Genomic DNA, 25775 nt, shown 5'->3' with positions numbered 1-25775 from the left:
TCTTGACTCCGGCACTGGTCAGCACCTTGCAGATCGGCTCGACCCCGAGGTCCTGCCGGTTGTCGTCGATGAAGGAGTCGATGACCTCTACCGGCGGTCGAGCTCCGCCTGGGCGAAATACGCACTCGCCTTGCGCAGGATCTCATTGGCCCAACGCAGCTCTCGGACCTCCTTCTCCAGCTCCTTGATCCGGGCCGCCTCATCGGTGGTGGTTCCCGGCCTTAGACCACCATCGACCTGGGCCTTCTTGACCCAGGAGCGCAGAGCCTCGGGATGGACACCCAGCTCCTCGGCGATCCTGCGGATCGCGTCCTTGGCCCGCGCCGGATCCGCCAGCGCCTCCAAGGCCCGTCCTCGTGGCCCGCTCCCGCAGCTCATCGGGGTACTTCTTCTGTCCCATGACAGTGATCCTTCCGTGTCATCACTGCCTCCATCAAACCCGGAGCGATTCACTTTGCCGACCCCCTGCCTAACCCCCGAGGCTGAGAAAATTCTCACCACCCTGAACATTCCAACAGGGCACTAAAAACTGTGCAACTCAGGTGGATCCCCTACGACCCACAACCAGCCACAAAACTACCCACCGCCGCTTGACACCCTGCATAGGGACACCTCCGTGCCCGGAGGTCTCGCGATCTCGGAGTGCTCTGAGTCGACGCACGCATAGTTGTGCGACAGCCGAAGGCAGTCGTCGTAGGTCAGATCGAGCATTTCAGCAGGCTGCCTCGCGCCGCGTACGCCACGATTTTCTCGACTCCCCGGGCGAGGACCTCGGGATCGACGCAGAAGGCCATTCGCACGAGGCTCTGAGCCCAGGGGGATGACGTCATCTTAATGATCCGTCCATGTTCATCTGTCTCCGGGATCTGGGCGAAGCCCGTTCCGCGGACCAAGGCGACGCCGGTCTCCTCCAAGAGCCCTTGAGCAAAGTCAGTGGCGGAGAGACCCGTTGACGACACATCCAGGACGGCGTACCAGCCGCCTGCAGGTAGCGTCGGCATGAGCTCAGCATCTACGAGTGCGGGCAGAACCTTGTCACGAGCCTCCAGGAGCGTCTGCCGGTTGTTGGCGACGAAACACTTCTCAGTGAGGGCTTGTGCGGCAGCATACTGAACCGGGGTTGACATAGCGATGAGGTTGGCTTCTTGCACGACCCGCAGGGCACGGGCGACAGCCGAGGTGGCAGTGACGACGTAGCCCACTCTGTATCCCGTCATCGCGTAGGCCTTGGAGAATGTGTGCACGGTCGTGACGACTCTGTCCTCGGCTGGCTGGTCGATCTCACACGCCGCAGGCGAGAAGTGTCTCCCGTCATATACGAAGTCCTCATAAGCTTCGTCACTTACAATCTGCCAACCCCCGGACCGGGCAGCTTCGACAAGGTCCCGCACCACGGGCTCAGGCCAGATCATTCCGCTGGGGTTGGCCGGGCTGTTAACGAGCACGATGTTGGTCTTATCGTTGGCAAGTTCCAGAATTCGGTCTACGGAGACTTTTCCATCGTGGACGCGGTAGAAGCGTGGTCGCAGCCCAGCGAGCAGAACCTGTTGGAGGTGGTTAGGCCAGTACAGGTCGGGCATGAGAACCTCCCCACCCGGCGAGGAGAGCGCCTGCATGAGTGCTGCGAGACCCTGGCAGGAGCCGGGGGTGATGAAAACGTGCGATGCGTCCACAGTTCCACCACGGACTGCGGCAACCTTAGCCGCCAGCGCTGCGCGCAATTCTGGAAGACCTTCGACCGGGGTGTAGGACATACTTCGATGGAGTACAGCCTCGGACAATGCGTGTGCGACTGTCTCGGGGGGCCGGAAGAACGGCTCCCCAACGTGAAGTTCGATAATTTCTTTGGTGAAGCTATGCCGCAGGCGTTCGACGGTGACGAAAGCTTCGTCCAACTCAGACCTGGGGAGTGTTGACGCGACGGATGCGAGCGTGGTCATGTTTTGCTCCTCGTTGTTCGGGGTAGGATTCATGACGTGCGACCTCCGTCGACCGGAATGATCGCCCCGGTGATCCAACCGCTCCTTGATGGGTCGAGGAGCAGGCTCACCATCTCCGCTATGTCCTCAGGCTTACCGATGCGGCCCATAGGGGTCGCCGCCAAGAGATCGGTGCGTAGCCTCTCGGCAGCCAGACCGTCAAGTCCCATATCGCTCCACATCGGGGTCCGTACCGGTCCCGGGAGGACAGCATTGACGCGAACCGCAGGAGCCAATTCGCGTGATAACGACCGGGTGAGACTGTTGAGCGCCGCCTTACTCGCACCATACAGCGATCGGCCTGGCATTGGAAGGGTACCTCCGACGGAAGAGACGTTGACGACTGCGCCATGGTGTTCGCGCAAATGTGGTAATGCAACCCGAATGAGGGTGGCAGGGGCCCACACGTTGATGGCGAACATCGTGGCGAAGTCGTCGTACGTCACGTTCTCAAGAGGAGCGAATCGGGCACGCCCAGCGTTGTTGACAACTCCGTCAACCCTCCCGAACCTCTCGACTGCGGCTGTCACCACTTTGTTTGCGGCTGACGGTCGAGTTAGGTCTTCGGCTATGACGGCGACCTGCTCGGTACTGAAATCAGCCGCCAGTGAGGCGAGCTTCTCAACCCGTCGACCTACGGCGACGATATTGGCGCCTTCACGAAGTAGGGAGGCCGCTATGCCACGGCCAATACCAGTACCGGCACCCGTGACGATGATGGCTTGTCCCGCCAGACCGTCGGTCCGGAATCCCGAATCCTTCTTCATGTGACCCAGTGTGATCAGAAGACTGGGCCCGACTGCATGGAGAGAACAGAAGTTGAACAGACTTTTGCAAGCGCATAGCAGTGCTATGTCATCCTCAGTCGCGAGGATCGACCGCAGTTGAGGGGAATCTATGACTACGAGCATACGGCAATTGGGCGACATCGAATCTTGGGACCTCACTGATCCTTCAACGTTTCTTCGTTCTGACCTCCATGACTTCTGGGCGAAGGTCCGGCAGGAACAGCCCCTCTACTGGCACCCTGCCAACGCTGTGAGGCCCGGCTTCTGGGTGGTGTCTAGGTATGACGACGTCGTACAGTGCTACCGGGACGCCTCGCGGCTCGGTTCCTCCCGAGGAACCGTGTTGGACGTCCTGCTCCGCGGAGACGACTCCGCGGGGGGGAGGATGCTCCCTGTTACAGACGGCGAATGGCATAGAAAGCTGCGCAAGCTCATGCGCAGCGCCTTGACAATGCCGTTGATGAAGGCTGCAGGAGAGCAAGCGGCGCAGCAACTTGAAGACAACATTGGCAGGCTGTGTGATGGGCAGATCTTCGACTTTGCCAGCGAGGTGGCGGAGAAGGTGCCGATTGGCATCACGTGCTCGTTGCTCGGCATTCCAGCCTCGGACGTGCCGTGGCTGCTGTCGTGCAGCAAGCGCGCCTTATCTTCGAAGACAGCATCCACAGACTGGATTGACGCGCTTGAGGCCCGTAACGAGATTCTCATCTATCTTGGCGATCTTGCTCGGTCACGACGGCAGGATCCGGGCCAGGATGTTGTGAGTGCCATCGCCAGGGCGACAATCGACGGAGAGCGACTCCCTCTTGACGACGTTGCCCTCAACTGCTATAGCCTCATTCTCGGGGGCGATGAGTCCTCTCGGGTATCCTCCATCAGCGCGGTACAGGTCTTTGAAGGTCGTCCAGATATCTGGGAGCAGGTGCGCACCGGGGTAGTCGATCTGGACTCTACTGTGGAGGAGATCCTGCGCTGGGCCACGCCAGCTCAGCACTTCGCGCGTACTGCGACAGAGTCCTTCTCACTGTACGGTCAGGAAATCGCTGAGGGTGACATCGTTACCCTATGGAACATATCGGCCAACTACGACGAGGCTCAGTTTGATTGTCCGCGTGAATTCCGGCCCACGCGATTTCCGAACAGACATGTTTCGCTAGGCGTCGGCCCCCACTTTTGTCTAGGAGCTTGGCTTGGCCGTGCCGAACTCAAGGCGTTTCTCATTGCCCTCACCACCCACGTCGTCTCGATGGAGATAGTCGGGGAAGTTTTACCCATTTACTCAACTTTCTTGCGTGGTGCAGCCTCACTTCCCGTACGCTTCAATAGGGCGAATCGACCTGGGAGAGTCTCATGAGCACTTTCAGTACATTGTTCGAGCGTCAGGTCGAACAGACCCCCGACACTCCCGCCCTACTCGACGATGATGGCGAGACCACGTACGATCAGCTCAATGCCCAGGCGAACCGACTGGCGCGGATCCTCGTCCGCCGAGGGTTTGGTCCCGATGACATCATTGCGGTGTCTCTGCCTAAAGGGCGCGAGCTTATCGTCGTGCTCCTCGCCGTAATGAAGTCAGGCGCGGCGTACCTGCCGCTCGATCCGGCCTACCCCGTGGAACGCATCCACCACATGCTGTCGGACGCGCGGCCGGTTCTATTCGTCACTTCGCAAGACTCGCGGATTGTCGTACCTGACGGCTTACCGGTGCTCCACCTTGACACGCCAGCAACACAAGCCGATCTGGAAACTGCTTCCCCCGCCAACGTCCGTGACGCGGAGCGTATCCAACCGCTGCGCGATGAGCACCTCATCTATATCATTTACACCTCTGGGTCAACGGGGATGCCCAAGGGCGTAGCCGTTTCACACACCGGCCTCGACGACCTGGTCCGTGCGCAACGGGATTTTCTTGACACCGGCCCAGGGCACCGGGTCCTGCAGTGGGCCTCGATGAGTTTCGACGCCGCGTTCTGGGACATTTCGATTTCGCTGCTATCCGGAGCTACTCTAGTCGTCGTCGACCAGCAACACTTGTTTCCTGGGCCCCTTCTCACAGATACCCTGCGCAGATATCGGGTGACCCACGCTGTTCTTCCCCCCGTTGCTCTCACGGCGATCGATGCGCATCTGCCCGACCTGATTGCAGTGATGTCCACCGGCGACACCTGTACGCAGGCTCTTGTCTCCCGCTGGTCACAGGGCCGCCGGATGTACAACGGTTACGGCCCGACGGAGACGACCGTTGGTGCGACGATTGCAGGACCGCTGCGTGCGAACGCCCGAGCGACAATTGGCCGGGCGTGGTCGGGCAGCGAGGTTCTTGTGCTCGACGAAGAGATGCATCGACTTCCCGACGGTGAGTGCGGAGAGATATACATTGCCAGCACTGGCCTCGCCCGCGGTTACCTGGGACAGCCGGGACTCACGGCCACTCGCTTCGTGGCTAACCCCTTCGGCTTGCCAGGATCCCGGCTTTACCGCACTGGTGATCTCGGCTACGTGGATGAAGATGGCGAGTTGGTTTTCGCTGGCCGCAATGACCAGCAGGTTAAGCTGCGGGGGTACCGTGTCGAACTTGGCGAGGTCGAGGCCGCGCTTTCAGACGTCCCGGGGATCACTATTGCTGTTGTCACAGTTCATGGCGATGGGCTTGATGCGCGGCTCATCGGGCACATCGTCCAAACCGATCCGATCGAACCGGATGTCATCCTCAAGACACTTGGCAAGCGACTGCCAGCCCACATGCTGCCGGACCGGCTCGTCGTCCACGATCGGCTGCCGACAACGCCGAACGGTAAAATCGACCGCAGCAAGCTAACGGTTGTCCCCCAAGAGGAACTAGCGCTCCGATCATCGTCTGTCGCAGTGACGGACCCTGAGCAAGGGGCACTGCCTGCCCTATCGCGGATAGTCTGCGAGATCCTCGGGCGGGACGTTGTCGAGCCTTCGGGAAACTTCTTCCGTTACGGCGGGAACTCCATCCTCAGCACCCACCTCGTGCGCTCTGTGTCCAAGGAGCTTGGAGTGCCACTTACGGTGCGTGCGGTCTTTGAAGCCCCGGACTTACGCTCGCTCGCTAAAGTAATCGACGCTCTCGCTGATCGTTGTGGGGGGGGCTAATTGAGACGGCTCCCCAGGCCTCTGGAGGCACGTTTATCACATGCTGAGTGAACTCCCAGAGGTGTCCTTCCTGGTCGCGCACCAGGTACTGACGCAGCCCATAGGCCTTGGTCAGTGGAGAATGGATAACTTCGGCGCCCTCAGAAACGGCTCGTGCATAATGCCGGTCGACGTCGGATACCCATACGATTACCTGCTTGCACGAGGCCTTCCGGCACGGCGTGGGGGCCTCTCCGGAGGACCGTCGCAGCATCACAACTCCTCCTAATTCAGTGACCATCTCAGCGTGCCGAATCTCGCCCTCAGCGGGCTGCCGCAGGAGCGGTCTCAGTCCAAACACCTGCTCAAGCCAGTCAAGGGCGCTGTTCACGTCCTTATAGGCAAGCTCGACGACGGCGGTGGGGTAGCCAGCTGCGGGGTCATACATCAAACGGTCCTTTTGGCGATGGCTGCGGCCAGGTACTTCGCAGTGGTGGTAGACTTTTCTTTGACAAGCGCCTCGGGAGTCCCCTCGAACACGATCCTACCACCGTCGCAACCCGCCCCCGGTCCTAGATCGATGATCCAATCGGCGTGCGCAATGACGGCCTCATTATGCTCGACAATGATGAGCGAATGCCCTGTGTCAACGAGGGTGTCGAACATTTCCAGGAGGACATGAACATCAGTTGGGTGCAGACCCGTCGTCGGTTCGTCCAGGACGTAGATCCTCCTCTTCGTCGTAAGTTCAGAGGCCAGTTTGAGACGCTGGCGCTCACCCCCGGACAGCGTCGACAGCGGCTGGCCCAGGGCAAGATAACCTAGCCCCACGTCCCGCAGCCGATTGAGTACCGCAACAACCTTGGGCACCTTCGCTTGGCCTGATGCGAAGAACGTCACGGCCTCATCTACCGGCATATCGAGGACCTTGCTGATCGTGTGACCTGCTAGTGTGTGGTCAAGCACAGAATCCCGAAATCGTTTGCCATCGCATTCATCACAGGTGAGCCCCGAGGAAGTAGTGAGGCCGAGGTCTGTGAAGATGACGCCGGTTCCATTGCATGTGGGACAAGCGCCTTCGGAATTCGGGCTGAAGAGTGAGGCGCTGACATTATTCGCCTTCGCAAAGGTTTTCCGGATCGGTGTCATAATGTCGCAATACGTTGCGGGGAAACTGCGACTGCCGCCACGTAAAGGCTTTTGGTCGATAACGGTGACGTCTTCTCTGACTGCAAGGCACTCCTCGACTAGTGAACTCTTGCCGGAACCAGCCACGCCCGTGATCACAGCAAGCACTCCAAGGGGTAGATCGACGTTAATGTCGTGAAGATTGTGCGATCTCGCGTTGCGCAGTTCAAGCATACCCTTGGGCTTGCGCACGCGTGTCTTGAGACTCAGACCCTCGTGCAACACCGTACTCGTGAGAGTCCCGGCGCTCGCCAGAGCCCCAACGGAGCCCTCGAAACAAAGCCGACCACCATCGACGCCTGCACCTGGCCCAAGCTCGATGATGTGATCGGCTGCGCGGATGACGTCGGGCTTGTGTTCGATGACCAGAACGGTGTTGCCTTTGTCCCGCAACCCTCGGAGCATTTGGATTAACTTCGTAACGTCGCTCGCATGCAGCCCGGCAGTGGGCTCATCGAAGACATAGGTGATATCCGTGAGAGGTGAGCTGAGATAGCGGATGAGTTTGCTACGCTGCGCCTCCCCGCCAGACAGCGTGCTGGTAGCCCGGCTGAGCGACAAGTAACCCAGGCCGATGTCAATAAAGCCCTGGAGCGCGACCTCAATCGTTGACAAGAGCGGCTTTACTTCGGGTCGATCGACCTCTTTGATCCAGGTAAGAAGATCGTTCACTTCCATGGCGGAAAGGTCAGCAATGTTAAGCCCATCGATCCGAGGCGCGCGCGCGCTTTCATTGAGCCGGGTACCCTCGCACATATTACATGTAACAAGCGTCACAGTTCGCTCGACGAAGGCTCGGATGTGCGGTTGCATGCTGCTCCGTTCCTTGGCGAACAGTCCCTTCTGTAGCCGTGGAACCAGGCCCTCGTAGGTGACATTATAATGACCCACTTTGAGTTTGCGTGGCTCCGAGTAGAGAAAATCTCGGCGCTGCTGGTCTGAAAATGTTTCAATCGGCCGGTCTGGATCTAGCAACCCGCTTGTCGCATATAGCCGGTAACCGTAACTGCCTACATGGTAACCAGGCACCTTAAGTGCGCCATCGGCGAGGCTCTTCGTGCGGTCGAAGAGCGCGTCTACGTCGACATCTGAAATCTGACCGAGACCCTCGCATTTCGGACACATTCCTCCAGCAACATCGTAGGTCTTCTCTTCGACCTTTCCGCTGCCCTGGTCGACAGTCACAGCATTTGCGAGAAACGGCGAAATATTGAAAGAGAACGCCCGAGGTGACTCCAGTCGAGGCGTGGCCGCTCGACTGAAAAGGATGCGCATCATGGAATCGAGGTCGGTCATTGTGCCCACCGTCGAGCGCGGACTGCGTCCGACGCTGTCCTGACCAACGATGATCGCCGCCGTCAATCCGTCTAGTGCGTCGACGTCGGGGCGTGAGACCGGCGGCATAAAGCCTTGCACGAAGGAGCTGTAAGTCTCGTTGATTAGGCGCCTGGACTCCGCCGCCACCGTGTCGAAAACAAGCGAACTCTTGCCCGACCCCGATACGCCAACAAATACAGTGAGGGCATGTTTTGGAATTGTGATCGAAAGGTTTTGCAAGTTGTTTTCTCGTGCGCCGAGGACGCGAATCTGCTCCATGGTGGTGCTAGATTTAGCCATGTTATCATCCTAACTTGCTATGTTTGGTCGCTCTGGTGCAGGAATGCCATCGAATACCCCGTGGTTAGTGGTTATTAGTGGATTCGCGTAGGCTGCGCGGTCGAATATCTGGCCATGCCTCCTCCACGTAGGCCATGGCCTGGTCCCGGCTTACCGGCCCGAACCGGGACTCCCAACCCGATGGGATCGGTGCAAAGATTGGCCACAGAGAGTGCTGCTCCTCATCGTTAACGAGGACGTAAAATTTGGCGGAGTCATCATCGAAGGGGTTCATCTGATTCCTTTCTTTGAGGCCGGACTGGGCCCGGCGGGAAGGCACTTACAGGAGCTTGCCCAGCGAGCGATTTACCTCATGGGCGATGTCGGTCGCGTTCTTGGGCCACATCATTTCGTTATGGGCGCAGTTCACCTCGATTCGATGTATAGTCCCCTGTACAAAACTCTCCCAGCATCGCTCAAGGCGGGTGAGGTCGTCCTTGGGTTCTTTGGTCTCGGCGTCAACGGTCGCCACGAAGAGCGTGAGGTCTCCAGCGAATGAGGGAGACGCGTACTCGGTCATGAAGCGTGAGTGCTCGACGAAGAGTTCACCGGACCTAGCCACGACTTGCTCGAACTCTTCGGCGCCGGACAGCTGACCCATATAGTGCGCAAGGTAGCGACGCACGACTACGGGGTTGGGAACCTGGAAATGCTTGAATTCTGTCGATGGTCCGGCATCGAAGACGAAGAGACTCCTCACCTCGCGCTCCATAAACTGTAGTTCGGCTGCGACCGCGTGGGCGATAGGTCCACCAAGAGACCACCCAGCAAGATTATACGGCCCTTTAGGCTGGTATGTCACGATCTGGCGTGCAAAGTCGCGCACGACCTCCGACATGCTTCCTGGGCGATCCTCACCATGGAATCCGCGCGCCTGAAGGGCGAGCACCGGCCGCTCCCTGTCGAGCTGGGTAGCAAAGCCGAGGTAGGCCCATCCTAGGCCACCGCCAGGAGGGATAAGCCACAGCGGTGCTAGTTTGCCAGTACTCCTGATTGGTAGCACCGAACCCGTTGGGTCTTCAGCCGTGAGGCTTGGGGCGGACGAGCCAATGTGGCACGCTAATTCGTGTACAGTCGCGTGCTCGAAGACCACTCTCACGGGAACATCAATCCCGAGTTCTTCGTTGATGAGCCAAACGAGGCGGATCACCTGAAGTGAGCTTCCGCCTAGATCGAAGAAGTCGTCGTCTGGGCCAACAGAATCGACTTCGAGAACGTTCGTGAACAACCTCGCCACCTCTGTTTCCAGAGGGGAGAAAGATGCTTCCTCCCGAGTCGTTCGAAAATTGGTTACAAGGTAGTTCCCCGACTCGATGCGCTCTGGTATCCAGCGTCTAGGGAGGATTTTAGATAGATGCCGCCGGGCGGCCCCACAGATTCGGCGGCTGTGTTCGTCACGCAGTGGGTTGTTTGCAACGCTATCAGATTCGGTATACGCTGAGAGATAGAGACCGTCGAGGCTTTCTTCCGGGGCGCGTGGAACCATGAAGACAGCGTCGAACAGGGTAGGGTCTTTTGCGGACCAGGTGCAGGCAACCTCGATTCCGTTCGCTGCTCCCCACGCGTGCTGATCTTCCGGGTCAAGAGCCTCGTGGGGATCGCGGCCAACTGGCAAGCGCCTACGATTGAGCAGACCGGAAAGTCGCACTGAGCCCTCGTTGTGAACCGCGCCACGGAGGTCATTAAGGTCATTGATGTCGACCCCCCATCTGAGACTGCGCACCGTCGAAACATCCCGCACCACGGTGGGCTCCTTCACAATGATGACGTCGTAACGATGGGCGGTAAGCTCATTGTCGTCGTTTCCGCGCTTGAGATGGATCGCAATGGACACCTTATTGTCAAAGTCTGCACGGAGGCTATGGAAGAACTCTGGTGACACGAGGAGCTCGTACTCGTCCGTTCTGTGAGGCCTAATGGATTGCTCCGAATGAGGCTCGTCGAGGCTCCGTACATCACCGATAAAGAGACTGCCGCCCGGCATAAGCATGTTGACAGCTGACCGGAGGACCTGGCGTAGGTAATCGGTGTGAGGGAAGTACTGGATCACTGAATTGAGAATGATGGTGTCGAAGTGCTCACTGGGAAGGCAATCGCATTCGTGGGCTGAGAGCCGGCGTAGAACGAGCCGGTCTCCGATGTCTGGGAAAGCAGAGCCGAGCTCCTGCAGGCGTTCGATTGAGGCCATCGCAACGTCTGTAGCCCAGTACTCCTTCACATCACCAGCCAACTCGGCAGCCAGGAGTCCAGTTCCTGCTCCAATTTCCAGTGCCCGACGTGGGTGCAGTCCTCTGATCCGCTCGACGGTGGCGTCACGCCAAGTCTCCATCTCGGCGATAGGGATGGGCTGACGATTGGATCGGCGAACCCAACCACGGAAGTCCGAGCCGATGGAACCTTCGGCCGACGCTCCTTGATAAAGTGACTCGTAGAGGGACTTCCAACGTTCGACATATTCGTCAATTGAGGATGCTGAAGCCGACACTGACTCGGTGATGCGGGCAAGCACCCGATCCCCCTTTGCAGAAGGAAGGGGCTCTAGCGTGACTTCTTCAACGAACGGCAGTTCCTCTAGGGCGTCCAGGACGAGGGCATCGGGGTAGGGACGGTTCGTTACTTGAACCGACCTCATTGCACTAAGCAGTTCGACGGTGCCATCCTCGATGAGTCGGGCGAGACGTCCGGTGCGTCGCCAAATCCCGTCGAGGTCACCTGTGCAGGGGGGAGAGGACGAAGTTGACCGGCCGAAGACAATAACGGGGCGATCGGCCCATCCGTCGGTGACGATCAATTCACCGAAGAACCCGTTTGGAAGGGGCCTATCAAAAGTGTCCACTGCAGTGACTCGTTCGTCACGCGAAGGGATCTGCGTCTCCCCGCCTTTAGCTCCAAGTGGGACGAGGGCGAAGCCGGAAAGATTTACTAGAACCCTGAGGACAACGTTGTCAGGACAACGGTCCAACGCCGCGCGTGCACGCGTGTCGTCAAACTCGTCTGTTGTTACGACCACTTGGCTGACCCGGCCTGTCTCCGCCATTTCGTAGAGCTCAGGTCCACCAAAGAGTGCAGTGACATCCTGCGGCAGCGAGTTCGAGGGCTCATTTAGGACCATCTCGTGACCGCCAAGCAGGCAGGAAAAGACTTCGAGGACACCAGCGAGAGTCTGCAAGCTGCTGGAACAGATTACTCGTTGTGGGTCCGTACCTAGCCTGAAGATGTCTCCAGGCCCTTGACAGTTTTGTAATAGTTCCGTTCTGGACAGCCCAACGAGAAGAACCTGGCCGTCTGGTGTAACAGCCTCAACAAAACACGCGGTGGATTGCTCGTTTGAAAGGGATGGTGCCGCGCTGGCGCCAGTGGCGACGGCGTCAGCGATGAACTGGGCGTCAACGACGGCGGCCGGGTTCAGGTGCTGGATTATGCGCTCGGTCCACCCACGCGCGTCTGTGGGATCGGTGATGATGAAGGGGACGCCAAGGCGCACCGCGGCGAGAATCGTCGCGATGGCGGAGCTGGAGCGCGGAAGGTCGATCACGATGGGTGACGTGCTGTCTCCAAGGTGTTCTACGAGGGCCTCTGCCACGGAGTCCGATGCTCGAAACAGCTGTTCGAAGGTGACTGCGGTGCCATCGGCAGACCGGATGGCGGCCCGGTGCCGCGTGCGGTTGGCGGCGTTCTCCAGGAGGATAGCTAACGTCGGGCCCTGTTTGTCCACAGCGGCCAGCGTGATCGCTGGCTGACCTTCAACGAGGGACAGTGATGACAGTGGAGTGTCGGGGCTTGCAAGCCAGGTGTCGAGCAGTGTCTTCCAGGCCCCGATGAGCCGAGCGACAGTTTCGGGTTCGAGGATGTCCGTCGAGTACTCGACCTCGCCACGCACGCTCGCCAATCCATCGGAATCCACCTCCTCGAAGAGGTTGAAGAACAAGTCGAAGCGGGCGACCCTCATCTCCACCGGCTCATGTGTTACCTCAAGCCCGGGAATGTCGAACTGCGGACGGAGATTGTTCTGCAGCGCCAAGCACACTTGGAAGAGAGGGTGGTGTGCAGTGGAACGCGATGGGTTCAACTCGTCCACGAGGTATTCGAAGGGGATGTCCTGGTTGGCATAAGCGTCGAGGCTCTGTCGTTTGACTCGTTCCAAAAGTTCCATGAGAGTTGGATCATTGGCGAGCGAAACGCGTGCTACCCAGGTGTTGACGAAAAAGCCGACAAGAGGTTCCAGGGATTCGTCCGTGCGCCCAGCGATGGGCGCACCGAGAGGGACATCATCACCAGCCCCGAGGCGCGACAATACTGCGGCGAGGGAGGCATGCAGAGCCATCGACATTGTGCTCCCAGTGAGGAGACACAACCGCCGCAAGCGGGTGACTTGGTCATGGCTGAGTTCCACGGGCACAGTCCGCCCCTGAAATGTAGATACATCAGGGCGGGGGTGGTCCCAGCGGATTGGCAGTTCATCGGGGAGGTCGCGAAGTGCCTCGCGCCAGTAATCTAGTTGCTGATCGCGAACCGAGCCCGGTCCGTCCTGCTTAAGGACCCGCTGTTGCCACAGCGAGTAGTCAGCGTACTGGACGGGCAGCGGCTCCCACTGCGGTGCAAAGCCTGCCCGTCGGGCCTTATAGGCGTGGCTGAGGTCCCTGGACAGATTGGGCAGGGACCATCCGTCGGCTGCGATGTGGTGTAGCGACAACAGGAGCACAGCGTCGTCGGGTCGTAGAATCATGTAATCGGCACGGATCGGGAGATCCCGGTCCAAAGAGAAAGGCATTCGAGCGGCTCGGCTCAGCGCCTCGCTGAGTTGGTCGGCGGATACGGCCTGCTCAGTCCAGGGCACATGACAGACCTCGATGTCGAGGACCTGCTGGTACACATTGCCCTCACGCTCGACGAAAACCGTGCGCAGGGCCTCATGCCGCGAAACAACATCAACCACTGCTGCGCGCATAGCCTCACGGTCAACGGGACCGCGAAGCCGTAGGGAGAATGGGATGACGTATGTGGGCGAAGGGCCCTCGAATCGGTCGAGAAACCATAATCGTCTTTGTGCGTAGGAGGCCGGTGTGAGGGCAGTCCGGTTCTGTGGAATCACCCGCTCATGGCCGGCGTGCAGACGCGAGAGGTGGCTGGCAAACTCACGCACAGTGGGTGCATCGAAGATAAGACGAATGGGAACCTCCACGCCGAATTCTTCCCTCACCCGGCTGGCCACACGTGTGGCGAGGAGTGAGTGTCCACCAATCTCGAAGAAGTTGTCTTCAAGGCTGACACTGCTTAGGCCGAGGACTGATTCATAAATCCTCGCGATCTGCGCCTCAATCTCCGTCGCGTTTTGGTCGAGGCTGCCAGCGGACGGGGCGAGGTTTCTCAACGCCGCCCGGTCAATTTTACCGTTTTCGGTCAGGGGCACACTCGGGATCGGGATGACAGCAGACGGGATCATGTAGCCCGGGAGGATCTTTGCCAAGCCATCGCGTGTCCGCGCTGGTAGTTCCCCGACCGCCTTCGCCATGGAGGGGTTATTTACGAGGCGGAGCGCTCCTGTCCGGGGCCGGAAACCGTGCGTCAGCAACGCGGCCCCGCGCTCGGCGCGCACGAGAACGATGTCGATCAGGTCTATCCCCTCGGGAGCGGGCGTGAGCACCGCATGCCACCCCATGTTTCGGCATGCGGTCCGCAACGCGACGCGGTCGACCGAAGGAACACCTGGGTCAGCGGATTCCTCGGTGCCCACGGAGCGGGCGAGGGAGATCTCGTTGTGCATCGTCGCGTCGGCGAGACTCCTTATGATGACAGCGGGTTCTTCGACGCTGGCCAGGAGGGAGCGCAGGATCGTCATGTCACCGTTCCATTTCACGGTCGGAAGGTTGGCTGCATCTATGAGAGGAGATTGTCCCTTTGCCTTGTGAACCAGCACATCATACCGATGGCGCGAGAGCTCGTTCACGAACCCCACGTCCTTGAGCCGTACATCGACGGTGGCGTTGTCGAAAACGGATGCCCAATCGACGAAGAACTCTGGGTCGACTAGGAGTTCCTTCTCCAAGAACTCGGCCTGCATGACTGCCGCCATGAGCTCCTCAGGCCGAGCATGCGGGGCGCGGGCGTGTTGTACTGCGGTCTGGAAAGTACGGTAGGTCCATCGTCGCCGAACGTCGCCGATTACGAGGACGCCGCCGGGGGCCAGCCGAGACCAATACGTGTCGAGCACCTCTCTCAGATAGTCAGCGTGGGGGAAGTACTGGACAACAGAGTTTATGACGATGGCATCAAGACTGGTTGGCAGACCAGTAGGGTCATCTGCGGGTTGGTGAGAGAGTTCAACCCGGGTGCTCCATGGCATGGCGGTCTTCAGACGAGTGAGGCGAGCGATGGCTACGCTGGAAACGTCAGTGCCGTGGTAGCTACCTACATATGGTGCGATCTTGGAGAGGATCAAGCCGGTTCCGACACCGATCTCAAGCACCCGCTCGGGGGCCGATGCCAAAATCCTTTCGACTATGGCGTCACGCCATTCTCGCATATCATCAACATGTATCGGCTCACCGGTGTAGCTTGACGTCCACAGACTGTAGTCCTCGCCCAGCTCGTTATTGCTCTCGGAGTCATACCCTTGATCGTAGACAACCTCCCAGTCGACAACATGTTGGGCGACATCGGAGGATCCGGTTATCGCCTGGTAGTCTGGGACGACATGGGCGATTACCTGGCGCTCCCCGTACTCATCCTTGGGAACTGAAACGATCGCATGGGCGATGTCCGGCAGATGGTTCAGGGCATGCTCAATCTCACCCAGTTCAACTCTGAAACCTCGGATCTTGACCTGGCCATCGGCGCGGCCGTGGATGGCGATGATCCCGTCCTCGAAGTAGGAGGCTCGGTCACCAGTGCGGTACATTCGCGCGCCGGCCGGACCGAAGGGATCGCTGACGAAATGGCTCGCGGACAGTCCGGGCGCCCCCGCATAGCCGAGGGCCAGAACCTCGCCACCAATGTAAAGGTCTCCCTCAGTGCCCGGACGGCATGGCTCCAGAACATCGTCCAGGACGTAGTAGCGAGCGTTGGCGATCGGCCGGCCGTAAGGGATACTTCGCCATGCGGGATCCACCTCGACGACGTCGTGGTGGTTGGACCATACCGTCGCTTCCGTTGCGCCGCCGAGGCTTACGAGTTGAGCGCAGGGCGCCAGCGCGTGCAGGCGGTCTGGCAGATCCAGAGGTGTGAAGTCTCCAGAGAGATAGACGAGCCGTAGGGCATCGGTCGTGGTAAGCGGCCCACGGTCATTGAGAACGTCGAGAACCCGATAGAGCGTTCCGGGGACGGAGTTCCAGTACGTGATGCCCTCATCCAGCAGAACTCGCAGTTGTAGTTCGGGATCGCGCTGTTCGAGGTAATCCGCAACGTAGATGCTGCCGCCGGCACCAAGCACGCCGAAAATGTCAAACACAGACAGGTCGAAGTCAAGCGATGTGACACAGAAGCCAACGTCACTAGCCGAGAAGCCGTACGACGCGCGACACCAACAGATGAGGTTATGCACCGGCCGGTGTGTCACCTGCACCCCTTTCGGGCGTCCGGTGCTTCCGGAGGTGAAGATGACGTACGCAGAGTTGTCCGCCGTCGCAACGGGTGTGGGATTGCGCTGCACATCGAGGGACGGAGTCCGGGTTACGACATCCACTTTGATCAGGCGCACTCCTGGGGGAGTGGCCCACTCATGACTAGTCCCCGACACGAGAATAATCTGGGTGCATGTCGAGGCGACCATCTCGGCCACTCGATCGGTGGGTAGAGTTGTTCCGATGGGTAGGTAGGCACCGCCCGCCTTGAGGATGCCGAGTACTGCCGAAACCATGGCAGGGGACCGTTCGGTGCTCACGCCAACAAACGTCTCTGGACCAACGCCTTGGCGCTTAAGCTCCCAAGCGATTGCATTCGCTTGTTCGTTCAGCTCCTGGAATGTTACGTTACCAAGGAGCGAACGCACGGCGACAGCATCAGGGGAGGCCACAGCCTGGCGCTCGATAGGCAAGTGAATCAACTCGGCGTCGGGGTAAAGAACTTCTGTCGCATTCCAGTCGTACAGAGCTCGATTGCGATATGAGTTAAGACTTGCTGTGATGGGGCGGGTGGGTAGCGAGATCATTGCTACCGATTGCGATGGGTCCTGGACGGCAGCCCGGATGAACTCAAAAACTGCTTCGACGAGCCAACGGGCTGTATCTTCGTCGAAGAGATCTGTGGCGTACTCGACGTCAAGCACTGCGCTTCCGTCTGGGTGGGGCATCCAGTTAAAGAGCAGCTCGAACTTAGCTGTTGCTGTGTGTACTGGCTGCATGTTGATGGTCTCGCCTTCCAGCACCAGTTCGCGTCCCACGCCGCTCTGCCAGGCAGACGCCACCTGGAACAGTGGTGGGTGGCTGAGTCCGCGTTCGGGCGAGAGCACCTCAACGACCCGTTCGAAAGGCAGGTCCTGCCGGTCGTAGGCGGCGAGGGCTTTGGCCGTAGCAGATGCGAGGAGGGTGGAGAAACTATCATTCGGCCGGATCTGAAGACGCAGAACCCACGTGTTGGCGAGAAAGCCAATGAGCCCCTCAAGGGCTTCATCGACGCGCCCCGCGATGGGCGCCCCCAGGGCCACGTCCTCATTTCCGCCGATCACAGACAGAGTTGCGGCGAGGGCGGACTGGAAGACTATGGCCTCGCTACTGCCAGCGTCGTGAGACAGAGATCGGAGCCCGTCCAGGATGTCTGACGGTACCTGGACGACGACATTGGCACCGCGGCTCGTGGGCCGTTCGGGGCGGTCGCGGTCGAAAGGAAGCGCGATCGGCTTATCGAGCCCCGCCAGCTCATCGCGCCAGTAGGAGAGTTGCTTGTTGTAGAGACTGCTCGGATCGTCTTCGTCGCCCAGCTCGGCTCGCTGCCACTCGGCATAGTCGACATATTGCAGCATGGGGTCATCCCATTCTGGGGCTACACCTGTCCGCAGTGAGGCGTATGCCTGGACGAGTTCGTCGGCGACGATACCGAGCGAGGCACCATCACAGGCTATGTGATGCACGACGAGGCACATCACCACTCCGGCCTGTCCGGTGTCGATGACGTGCGCCCTGATAGGGAGGTCCTTGGCGAGGTTGAAGCAGATGCGGGCGCTTGCAGTGCAAAGGTCACTGACCTCGGTTGGGTTCACTGTGCCAAGGTCGAACCAGGGCAAGGCTCGTTGGTTCGCCGGTTGTACGCACGGCTCGGGTTCACCATCGACGTCTCTGTAGGTCGTTCGCAGGACGTCATGGCGAGCGAGCACGTCATGGAATGCGGTGCGTAGGACCGCGAGATCGACCCCCGAAGGGAAATGGAGAGAGACGGCGATGTTGTAAATCGGCGACGAAGCGTTGTAGCGGTTGAGAAACCACATGCGATGCTGCGCGAAAGAAATCGTCACGATGGTCTCCTTCTAGTACGTCTTGTTGCGTGTGATAGCACGTCGATGGGTGGTTTCAAACTTGTCCCAGCGGACGCTCAACTCATGGACGGTACGGGCCGCGAACAATTCCTGGATTGGAACCTCGACGCCTAGGTTAGTGCGGATTCGGGAAACGAGTCGGGTTGCAGTAAGTGAGTGGCCGCCGGAAGCGACAAAATCATCACAAACCCCAACCTGGTCCAGGCCCAGCACTTCGGCGAATAACTGACAGAGGGTGACTTCAAGATCGGATGAGGGAGAAATGTAGGAGTTGTCACCCGCTTTGGGTTCCGGCAACTGTGTCCTGTCGACTTTGCCGTTCGGGGTAAGGGGGAAGGCATCAAGGACGACCGTAACGGACGGGTGCATGTGTTCAGGTACCTCGCGCTTGAGGAACTCCTCGAGAGCGCGGGGTTGTTTTAGTGTAGGATCCTGAAGGACAAGGTAGGCGATGAGTCGTGCAAGCCCACCCTCTTGAGCCTGCATGGCGACCTGGACCTGGCGCACGTCAGGGTGGCGCATGAAGAGATGCTCAACGTCGCTGAGTTCAATCCGCATGCCGCGCAACTTGACCTGGGTATCGCTGCGCCCGAGAAATTCGATCTCCCCCCGCTCGGTCCAGCGAGCCAGGTCACCTGTGCGATACATCCGTTGCCCGGGATACTCAGCAAACGGATTTGCCACGAACCGGGCGGCGGTGACCCGCGGGGAGTTGAAGTATCCGTCGGCTAGCCCTGTGCCGGCTATCCATAATTCTCCTACCTCCCCAATGGGTACAGGATGTAGGGCACGATCTAGGACGTAGGCGTGCGTGTTGAGAGTGGGACGGCCGATCGAGGGTGGCGGCGAATCGTGTAAGAATGCGGCTGTGGACCAAATCGTCGTTTCAGTGGGTCCGTAGACGTTGACGGCGGTAGAGACGTTGCGGGTGAGTCGATCTGCTAACGTCGAGTCTAGCGCCTCCCCTCCCACAAGGACACGGAAGTCTTCGATGTTGGGCATCTGGTCGGCGCATAGGCACCGCCACAATGAAGGCGTCGCCTGCATCGTCGTCACCCCCGTCTCGCGGACGAGGCGCCACATCTGCTCGGGGTCGGTCCGTTCCTCGTCGTTTGCGATGACAACGGCGGCGCCCCTGACAAGGGGTTGGAAGAGTTCAAGGAGAGAAATATCGAATGAGATGGTCGTAACAGACATCCAGCGGTCTAGCTCCGTGGTTTCGACCACTCGCTGCATTGACTCTAGGAAGTTCGCAAGAGCGTCATGCCCCACGAGGACACCTTGGGGGCGACCGGTGGACCCCGAGGTGAAAAAGGCATATGCGTCGTCAACGGTTGTGATTGTGACCTCTAGGTGGTCCGATTCAACGCACGCCCAGGGTCTGGCGTTGGCGAGGTCGGAAGAAATGATCGTAACCGGCTCACTGTCCTCAAGGATCATGTCGCGACGGGAGGCGGGCAGGGCTGGGTCGATCGGGATATACACGGCACCTGCCCGCCAGATGCCGAGGATCGCCGCAATGCAGGTCATGGAGCGGGGAACGGCGACGGCGACCTTGTCACCTCGGCAGACGCCAATCTTGTGTAGCCATTCTGACACACGGGCCGACTCCAGATCCAGTTCGGAGTAGGTCCACGTCGATCCATCATGGATGACCGCCACGTTGTCGGGCAACTGCTGCGCACAGCGGCGGAACTGCTCCACGACCGGAACATGCGGGTAGTCTCCGGTGGTTTCGTTCCAGGTGTGGATGAGCCGTTCGCGCTCGCCCGGAGTGCACTGCTCGATTTCAGCTAGCCGGGTCAGCGGCGCGTCTATGAAGGTGTCGAGGACAGCGGCCAGGGCCGTGGAGAGCCGCTCAGCACGTCGTCGAACAGACTGTCCGCCCCGGTACTGAATCATAGCCGAGAACACTGGATCCGCGGCTGCGAGCAGAGTGAAAGGATAGTGCGTAGGTGAGTATGGCGTGATTCCTGTCACGGTGAGGTTGGCGGCTAGGCTTGCCTCGCGCAGGGCACTGTGATCGATGGGAAAGGACTCGACGACCACGATGCTGTCGAAGAGCTCTTGACGGTTCGTAGCCGCGAGGATTTGCCCGAGTCCAACTCCCCAATGGTCCATCGTCCGCAGGCTGGTGGCTTGCACCTGCCGGGCCACGTCGGCGAGGGTATGTTCCAACTTGGTGTGAACACGGACCGGAACCGTGTTAGCGAGCATACCAATGCATTCCTGAGACCCCTCGACCTCGTGCGGACGCACAGCCACGGTATTCCCGAAGCAGACGTCCTCAGAGCCCGTGACGACCGAGATGGCGACGGCCCAAGCGGACTGGAGCAGGACGCTAGTCGTGACCCCGAGTGCAGCGGCGCTGGTGGTAATCCGAGCGCTTTGCTCCCGCCCTAGCACAACGGCGACTTCACCGAAATCGACGCTCTCGGCATCTTCGTTGACATATAAGCTCCCCGGGAGAAGCAGTGGCGCCTCGAGGCCTTGGAGCTCGGTAGTCCACGCGGTGGCTCCAAGGTCTTCGGTGTCCACGATGTGGCGTAGCGCCGAGCGGAATCGGGTGTCAATGTGAGTCGGATAGGGGCCTTCCTGCGCGTAGGCCTGGAGGATCTCAGTGAGGAGCAGGGGTAGGGACCAGCCGTCAAGCAGGATGTGGTGAGCAGTAAGGCTCAGGCAGAACGTCTGCTCGCCGAGCAGGTAGAGCGTGAACTCCAAAGGCGGAGAAGCTGCGAGGTCGAAACTGGAACTCCGGGCTTCCGCTAGGAGTTTCTGGAGCGTCGTTTCAGACGGTGAGTGGCCGGGGCGGAGATCAACGACGTTGAAGGGAACGAGGTTATCGGCTGCGGGGAGCACGACCTGAAGAGGCTCTCCGCTGTCAGAACTGACGAAGATAACGCGCAGATTTGGAAGACGGCGTTGCGTCGTTTCAACTGCGGTACGGAGGCGGTCAGCGTTGACATTTCCCTCAAGAGAGAAGGCGAACTGCAGCTGGTAGGCGTCACCTGCGGTGCTTGAGCGCAACCAGTGATAATACAGCCCGCGCTGAAGTGGTGTCAAAGGCCAGATCTCCTCAATTTGGCCGTAGCGCTGGGTAAGGTCGTCCCATTCCTGACTAGAGACATGCCGTGCGAGCATGCCAAACAAATCCTCTGGGAAGTCAGTCGCGAGATCGTGCAATGCTGAGAGGTTCTGCTGCCAGTCTTGAGCAATCTTCTCCACGACCTCACGCCGCAGATGGCGGGTGGCGAATGTGAAAGTCGCAGTGATTACCTCAGAGTCGGCGTTTCCGATCGACGCGGTGTCGAGGTTGAGTACTGATGCTAAAGGCATCTGTGGGTCAGTGGCTGGGACGATTACAGGTGTGCGTTCTGAGGGCGCCCATGGGCTGCCTGCCTCGTAGGCGCCAAAGCGTCCTAGGTAGTTGAACCCAACATCGTCGGCGCGGGGCACTGAAGGTGCGTTAAGGGACTGGCTGCGACCATAAGCCTCAAAAACATACGACGTCACTTCGCTAGGTAAACTCGCCTTAGCCCGTAGCACCCGGTACACCGTCTGTGTGACGAATCGGCTGGCATTGGGGCGCGACTTGGCCAAGTCCGAAACATCAATGCGAAGCGGGTAGACCGTGGTGAACCAACCGACGGTCTGGGCAGGATCGCGCCCATCCGGCAGGGTTCTGTCGCGGCCGTGCCCCTCCATCCGAACAACGACCGGTCGCGATGCGCTCTCGGGTAGCGCGTCGATATATGCAGCGAGGAGGATGTCCTCAATACTGCATTCAAGGCGTTCGGCAATCCACGTTCTCAGCCCCCGGCTGAGGGGGGCGGCCAGCTCAAGGTGTACTGTTTCGGATGTACCTGTGACGTCCTTATCAGGGTCTAACTCGACGCCGTCGTGCGGGATACCGTCGAGGTACGCAGCCCAAGCTCCCGGGCTGGAACTCGACGGGTAGGTAGAAATGTGGTGGAGGTGGTATGACCATTCCGCGAAGGTGACTGAAGGATGCGGCAGGTGACATTCATCATCAACCAGCACCGAATCGTAGATGGTCGCAAGATCGTCAAGTATGACCTGCCAAGACACGCCGTCTATGACAAGATGATGGAATGCGCAGATTAGGAGTCCAGTAGTGCCCGTTGGGCCGGCGAGGAAGACGAACCGTACAAGATCACCGTTTTGCGCATCAATGTGAGCGAGCGCGGTAGCAGCATAGGTGTTCAAGGCGTCGATCTTGAACCCTGTAGGAGCCTCTGGGACTTGGACTATATCGAGGATCTGGTCAGCCGCAAACTCGCCCGGCTCGCTTGCAACCATTGACCCTCCAACGCGACGCGAACGCAGCGCGTCGTGCCGTTCTAGAAGCTGCTGCACGATGGCCAAGAGGGCCTCAGAGCGCAGTCCAGCGGGCGTCGTGATTGCTATCCATTGCGCGAAACGGTTGAAAGCGTCGGCTCGATTAAAGACGGCGGCCGCCGGAGGCAGCGGATACTCCCGGAGTCTGCTCGACCCGCCGCCCAAGGGGACAGCAGAGGACTTTGCCTGAGTCATGCGCACGGCCAGGCCTTCTACCGTTCGGCGCTCGAAGACATCTCGTACGGTGAGTGCTAGACCGGCTCGACGGGCCAAGGAAGATAGCCGCATTGCCATGATACTGTCACCACCGAGCTGGAAGAAGTCGTCACCCGCCGCAACCTCGGAGCGCCCGAGCACCTTCCGGAACAGATCGGCGATTCTCTGCTCTTGCTCGGTATATGGAAACCGGCTGACACCGACGGGCGCAATAAGTGGAAGTTCTTCTGGTCGAGGGAGGCCTTCAGAGGTGCGGGGGATGTTTCCGACCACCACGATATCGGTCACTGTTGCGAGGCCACTGACGTGTGCGTTGGCGACAGCGCGTACGTTGACGAGATCTAGTCCGGCGTCAAAGCTCATTGCGCTTTCAACTCCCCCTAGAAGACCTACGTCGGCCGGGACGACGTAAATGGCGAGGCGTGGCAGACCAGTAGGGGCCTCGGCAGAAAGGACTCGAGCCGCGGCTTCACTCACGCCAGTTTCCGCCTCGACCACGCGCTCCAAGCTGGGCAGCGACAGAATCCCTGCAGAGGTCGTCACCGCTCGGTCGATGTCCCCCCACAGCCGTAGCCGATCGCTCTCGATGCTCGCGAGTAGGGGGAGCGCGGAAATTGGTGAGGTAGTCCATGTTTCCGGGAGCACTGCGTGCAACCTTCCGATGAAGCCGTGCACCACTGGAAAGCCGTGTGGGTCGCGGACGGCGATTTCGCCATACAGAACTTCAACAGGTTCGGAAGTCTGCGCTGGAGTGAGGACAAGGGGGGGCAGGCTGGGATCAGATGACCACCCCATCGTCAGTTGGCCGCCGCCTGCTTCTTCCCAGTCTCGGTATGCAACCGGCGGGAGGGGTTCGCGTGCGTACACGACGGCGCGCACTTGGGTGGCTGTGTGCCCGCTTGGTGCCATTTCACCGAGATCACCGGCTGAAATGAACGCAACCGTCGCGTCAGTGTCGATTTCACGGTGCGATGGCACAAGGATAAGTGCACCGGTGAGGATGGCGCAGAGTGGTTCCCATCCGGCGTGACGGATGAGTACCCTGTCGTCCGACCGAATTTGGGCCGCTTTGGCCGTTCTGAGAAGCAGGCCATATAGGCCAGCATTGGTCAGTGTGATTCCGCCCGCGAAGTAGCATGGCGACGATGGTTCGAGCCGAGCGCGTACCGGCAAATCAGCCTTGCGGGGTGAGGCGCTGGTGACGCTCATCTTCCACATGGGTATGCCGTCCGTCACAGGCGTGACGACGACCTCGTCCAGCCCGGCGAAGGAGACAAGCCATGCGGGACCTTCGCCATTGCTGGTTGAAATGGATACTAGCGGTGAACCAGGCGGAAGTGGGGCGGTGATCGCCCCAGAGAGGACTAGGGCGAGTTGAACAGGGACGAGTGAAATACTGATCGGGAGCGACAGCGCCACAACTTCACCGGGCTGAACTCCTGCATCGGCGAGGAGGAGGCGCACCCTATTCACCGCGTCTGCGAGATCGCCATGCGACATGGTAGTGTGGCCGTTGCTGATTGCTGGAGCGTCAGGTTGCCGGACAGCGTTGTCCGTGAGCATACGTTCAATGTCCAAGAAGCTGCCGCTGTAGAGAAGGTTTCCCGCTGCGGCGGGCGCGACGGTTACTTGCGTGAACTCAAGAGTGCCGACTGGACAATCTGGATGGTGAAGGGCCTGAGTGAGGTACTGTGTGAGTACCTCCCCGAGTGCACGTACATCGTGCACCGAGTACAACTCCGCAGGGGCGTCTATGCGAACGAACAGGTCGCTGTCAGCGGAGCCATCGGTAAACACGCTCACCATAGCCTCATTGGGAGCACCGAAGATACCACCATCTAGGGTGCCGACAGCGCCGGCAAGGTCAAGTTCAGCCAGAAATGGCATGATGTTGACTACCGGGCCAAAAGGGCTTCGGGTCGAACCTGTCCGGCTTGAAACTCGTTTCATGAGGGCGACATTATACTCGGCGTGCTGGAGAACTTCTAGCCGTTCTGAGCTTAAACGTTGCGCGAGTTCCCTCGTCGACACCTCAAGTGGCACTTCGACGCTCATCGGTACAGCGTTTGAGTACAACCCGGGGACGGTCCGGTAGGCGCCGTGCCGGAAGTTAACGGTGAAGGAAAAAGTGAAGCGCGGCGATGCGCAGATTCTCGAGATGAAACCTACGACGGCAGCCATGACCAAGTCGGGAAATCCGATTGACCCTGGCGCAGCAGGGGCTATGATATTGCCCTCGATACGATCTCGGGGGATGGCCATCGTACAACTTGAAATTCCCAGCGCGGTGCCAAGTGCGGCCCACTGACCGCCGGTGATGTCGGACGAGGCGATGCCATTCCTTGGCAGCCGAGCGGCTGGAGCAGTCCGACTAAGATAGTCCTGCCAGAATTCGGAGTCCTCCTGGAAGAGAGGTGACTGTCGATAGGTCGCATCCCTCACACCACCTGCAAGGGGGTCATCTGCAGGCCCCCCTCGCGATGGCTGGCGCAGGCCCCGGTAGGCGCGAGCGATCCCTTGGGAGAGAACGTCAAAAACACCGTATGCATCCGTCAGGACGTGATGGAGCACCATTGCCATGATGTGCTCTTGTTCGGCGATTCGGATGACGGCGATACGGAAGAGGGCTCCTTCGGACAATTCAAAGGGGCGGCTACACAATTCGAGGACAAGCGCTCGGGCCCCAGCCTCTGGCTGCTCATTGCTTGTGGTGTCATGGAATTCGGGTGCCCATCTTGTAGAGAGCATCGGCACTGCGTGCAGCTGGGAAGACTCGTCGGCGACGAAGCCGACGTGTAACGCTGGCGTCTCCCGAATGGTCTCTGTGATGGCGTTGAGCAATCGGCGGACGTCGAGCGTTCCTCGGATGCGCCAGATCGTTGCAGTGCTGTTGGGCGTGTCGGGCTTGAGCAGCTGGTCGACAAGGATTGCTTCTTGGGCAGCCGACAGATCACCGTTTGTCATGGGTCCTCCTTCTTCCCGCGTGGTATGTACTCGGACGTGCTGAACCCGAGGGGATGCCTG

At 59.6% G+C, this 25775-nt stretch carries 9 protein-coding genes, 1 pseudogene and 1 other annotated feature; of the genes and pseudogenes, 2 read left to right on the top strand and 8 right to left on the bottom strand.

Annotated features, from left to right (window positions below; genetic code table 11):
* The 3 genes and pseudogenes from BQ8008_RS00210 to BQ8008_RS00200 form a co-directional block, all read right to left on the bottom strand.
* Positions 1 to 378: pseudogene (locus tag BQ8008_RS00210) on the bottom strand (transposase); the annotation flags it as partial.
* Positions 10 to 124: a sequence feature (AL1L pseudoknot), on the bottom strand. It overlaps the preceding pseudogene by 115 nt.
* A gap of 320 nt (positions 379 to 698) precedes the next feature.
* Positions 699 to 1940 (bottom strand): pyridoxal phosphate-dependent aminotransferase, encoded by a 1242-nt coding sequence (locus BQ8008_RS00205; RefSeq protein WP_159086750.1) that lies wholly within the window; start codon positions 1938 to 1940, stop codon positions 699 to 701.
* Between the two features lie 29 nt (positions 1941 to 1969).
* Positions 1970 to 2746, bottom strand: coding sequence for an SDR family NAD(P)-dependent oxidoreductase (locus BQ8008_RS00200; protein ID WP_108832303.1), 777 nt, complete (start codon positions 2744 to 2746; stop codon positions 1970 to 1972).
* 454 nt (positions 2747 to 3200) lie between these two features.
* Between BQ8008_RS00200 and BQ8008_RS00195 the strand changes: the two genes are divergently transcribed.
* Both BQ8008_RS00195 and BQ8008_RS00190 read left to right on the top strand, forming a co-directional pair.
* Positions 3201 to 4121 carry a cytochrome P450 gene (locus tag BQ8008_RS00195; RefSeq protein WP_199907902.1) on the top strand — a complete coding sequence of 307 codons (921 nt, stop codon included), beginning with the start codon at positions 3201 to 3203 and terminating at the stop codon, positions 4119 to 4121.
* Positions 4118 to 5887, top strand: coding sequence for a non-ribosomal peptide synthetase (locus BQ8008_RS00190; protein WP_108832301.1), 1770 nt, complete (start codon positions 4118 to 4120; stop codon positions 5885 to 5887). Before BQ8008_RS00195 ends, BQ8008_RS00190 begins: the two co-directional genes overlap by 4 nt.
* Here the strand turns inward: BQ8008_RS00190 and BQ8008_RS14055 are convergent.
* The 5 genes from BQ8008_RS14055 to BQ8008_RS00165 all read right to left on the bottom strand — a co-directional run bounded on the left by BQ8008_RS14055 (position 5844) and on the right by BQ8008_RS00165 (position 25715).
* Entirely contained in the window at positions 5844 to 6314 is a 471-nt protein-coding gene (locus BQ8008_RS14055) for a VOC family protein (RefSeq protein WP_108832300.1), read from the bottom strand. The genes BQ8008_RS00190 and BQ8008_RS14055 overlap by 44 nt on opposite strands.
* Positions 6314 to 8671 (bottom strand): ATP-binding cassette domain-containing protein, encoded by a 2358-nt coding sequence (locus BQ8008_RS00180; RefSeq protein WP_108832299.1) that lies wholly within the window; start codon positions 8669 to 8671, stop codon positions 6314 to 6316. The genes BQ8008_RS14055 and BQ8008_RS00180 overlap by 1 nt, the downstream gene beginning before the upstream one ends.
* A 64-nt stretch (positions 8672 to 8735) precedes the next feature.
* The gene (locus BQ8008_RS00175; RefSeq protein ID WP_108832298.1) at positions 8736 to 8945 is read right to left on the bottom strand and encodes an MbtH family protein; all 210 of its coding nucleotides are present in this window, start codon (positions 8943 to 8945) and stop codon (positions 8736 to 8738) included.
* 45 nt (positions 8946 to 8990) lie between these two features.
* On the bottom strand, positions 8991 to 18155 hold the full coding sequence (locus tag BQ8008_RS00170) for a non-ribosomal peptide synthetase (protein ID WP_108832297.1): 9165 nt from the start codon (positions 18153 to 18155) through the stop codon (positions 8991 to 8993).
* 12 nt (positions 18156 to 18167) lie between these two features.
* Positions 18168 to 25715: a non-ribosomal peptide synthetase gene (locus BQ8008_RS00165; protein ID WP_108832296.1), complete on the bottom strand. Its 7548-nt coding sequence runs from the start codon at positions 25713 to 25715 to the stop codon at positions 18168 to 18170.
* Positions 25716 to 25775 lie beyond the last annotated feature (60 nt).

The sequence above is a fragment of the Actinomyces sp. Marseille-P3109 genome, from assembly GCF_900323545.1.
Classification (GTDB): Bacteria; Actinomycetota; Actinomycetes; order Actinomycetales; family Actinomycetaceae; genus Actinomyces.
The sequence above is the reverse complement of the archived record's forward strand: the minus strand, read 5'-3'. Positions and strand labels throughout refer to the sequence as shown.

Excerpts from the sequence above, each read along its gene's own strand:
- BQ8008_RS00195 (WP_199907902.1), top strand. The coding sequence starts at position 3,201 with ATGCGCAGCGCCTTGACAATGCCGTTGATGAAGGCTGCAGGAGAGCAA.
- BQ8008_RS00175 (WP_108832298.1), bottom strand. The coding sequence starts at position 8,945 with ATGAACCCCTTCGATGATGACTCCGCCAAATTTTACGTCCTCGTTAAC.
- BQ8008_RS00190 (WP_108832301.1), top strand. The coding sequence starts at position 4,118 with ATGAGCACTTTCAGTACATTGTTCGAGCGTCAGGTCGAACAGACCCCC.
- BQ8008_RS14055 (WP_108832300.1), bottom strand. The coding sequence starts at position 6,314 with ATGTATGACCCCGCAGCTGGCTACCCCACCGCCGTCGTCGAGCTTGCC.
- BQ8008_RS00165 (WP_108832296.1), bottom strand. The coding sequence starts at position 25,715 with ATGACAAACGGTGATCTGTCGGCTGCCCAAGAAGCAATCCTTGTCGAC.
- BQ8008_RS00200 (WP_108832303.1), bottom strand. The coding sequence starts at position 2,746 with ATGAAGAAGGATTCGGGATTCCGGACCGACGGTCTGGCGGGACAAGCC.
- BQ8008_RS00180 (WP_108832299.1), bottom strand. The coding sequence starts at position 8,671 with ATGGCTAAATCTAGCACCACCATGGAGCAGATTCGCGTCCTCGGCGCA.
- BQ8008_RS00205 (WP_159086750.1), bottom strand. The coding sequence starts at position 1,940 with ATGACCACGCTCGCATCCGTCGCGTCAACACTCCCCAGGTCTGAGTTG.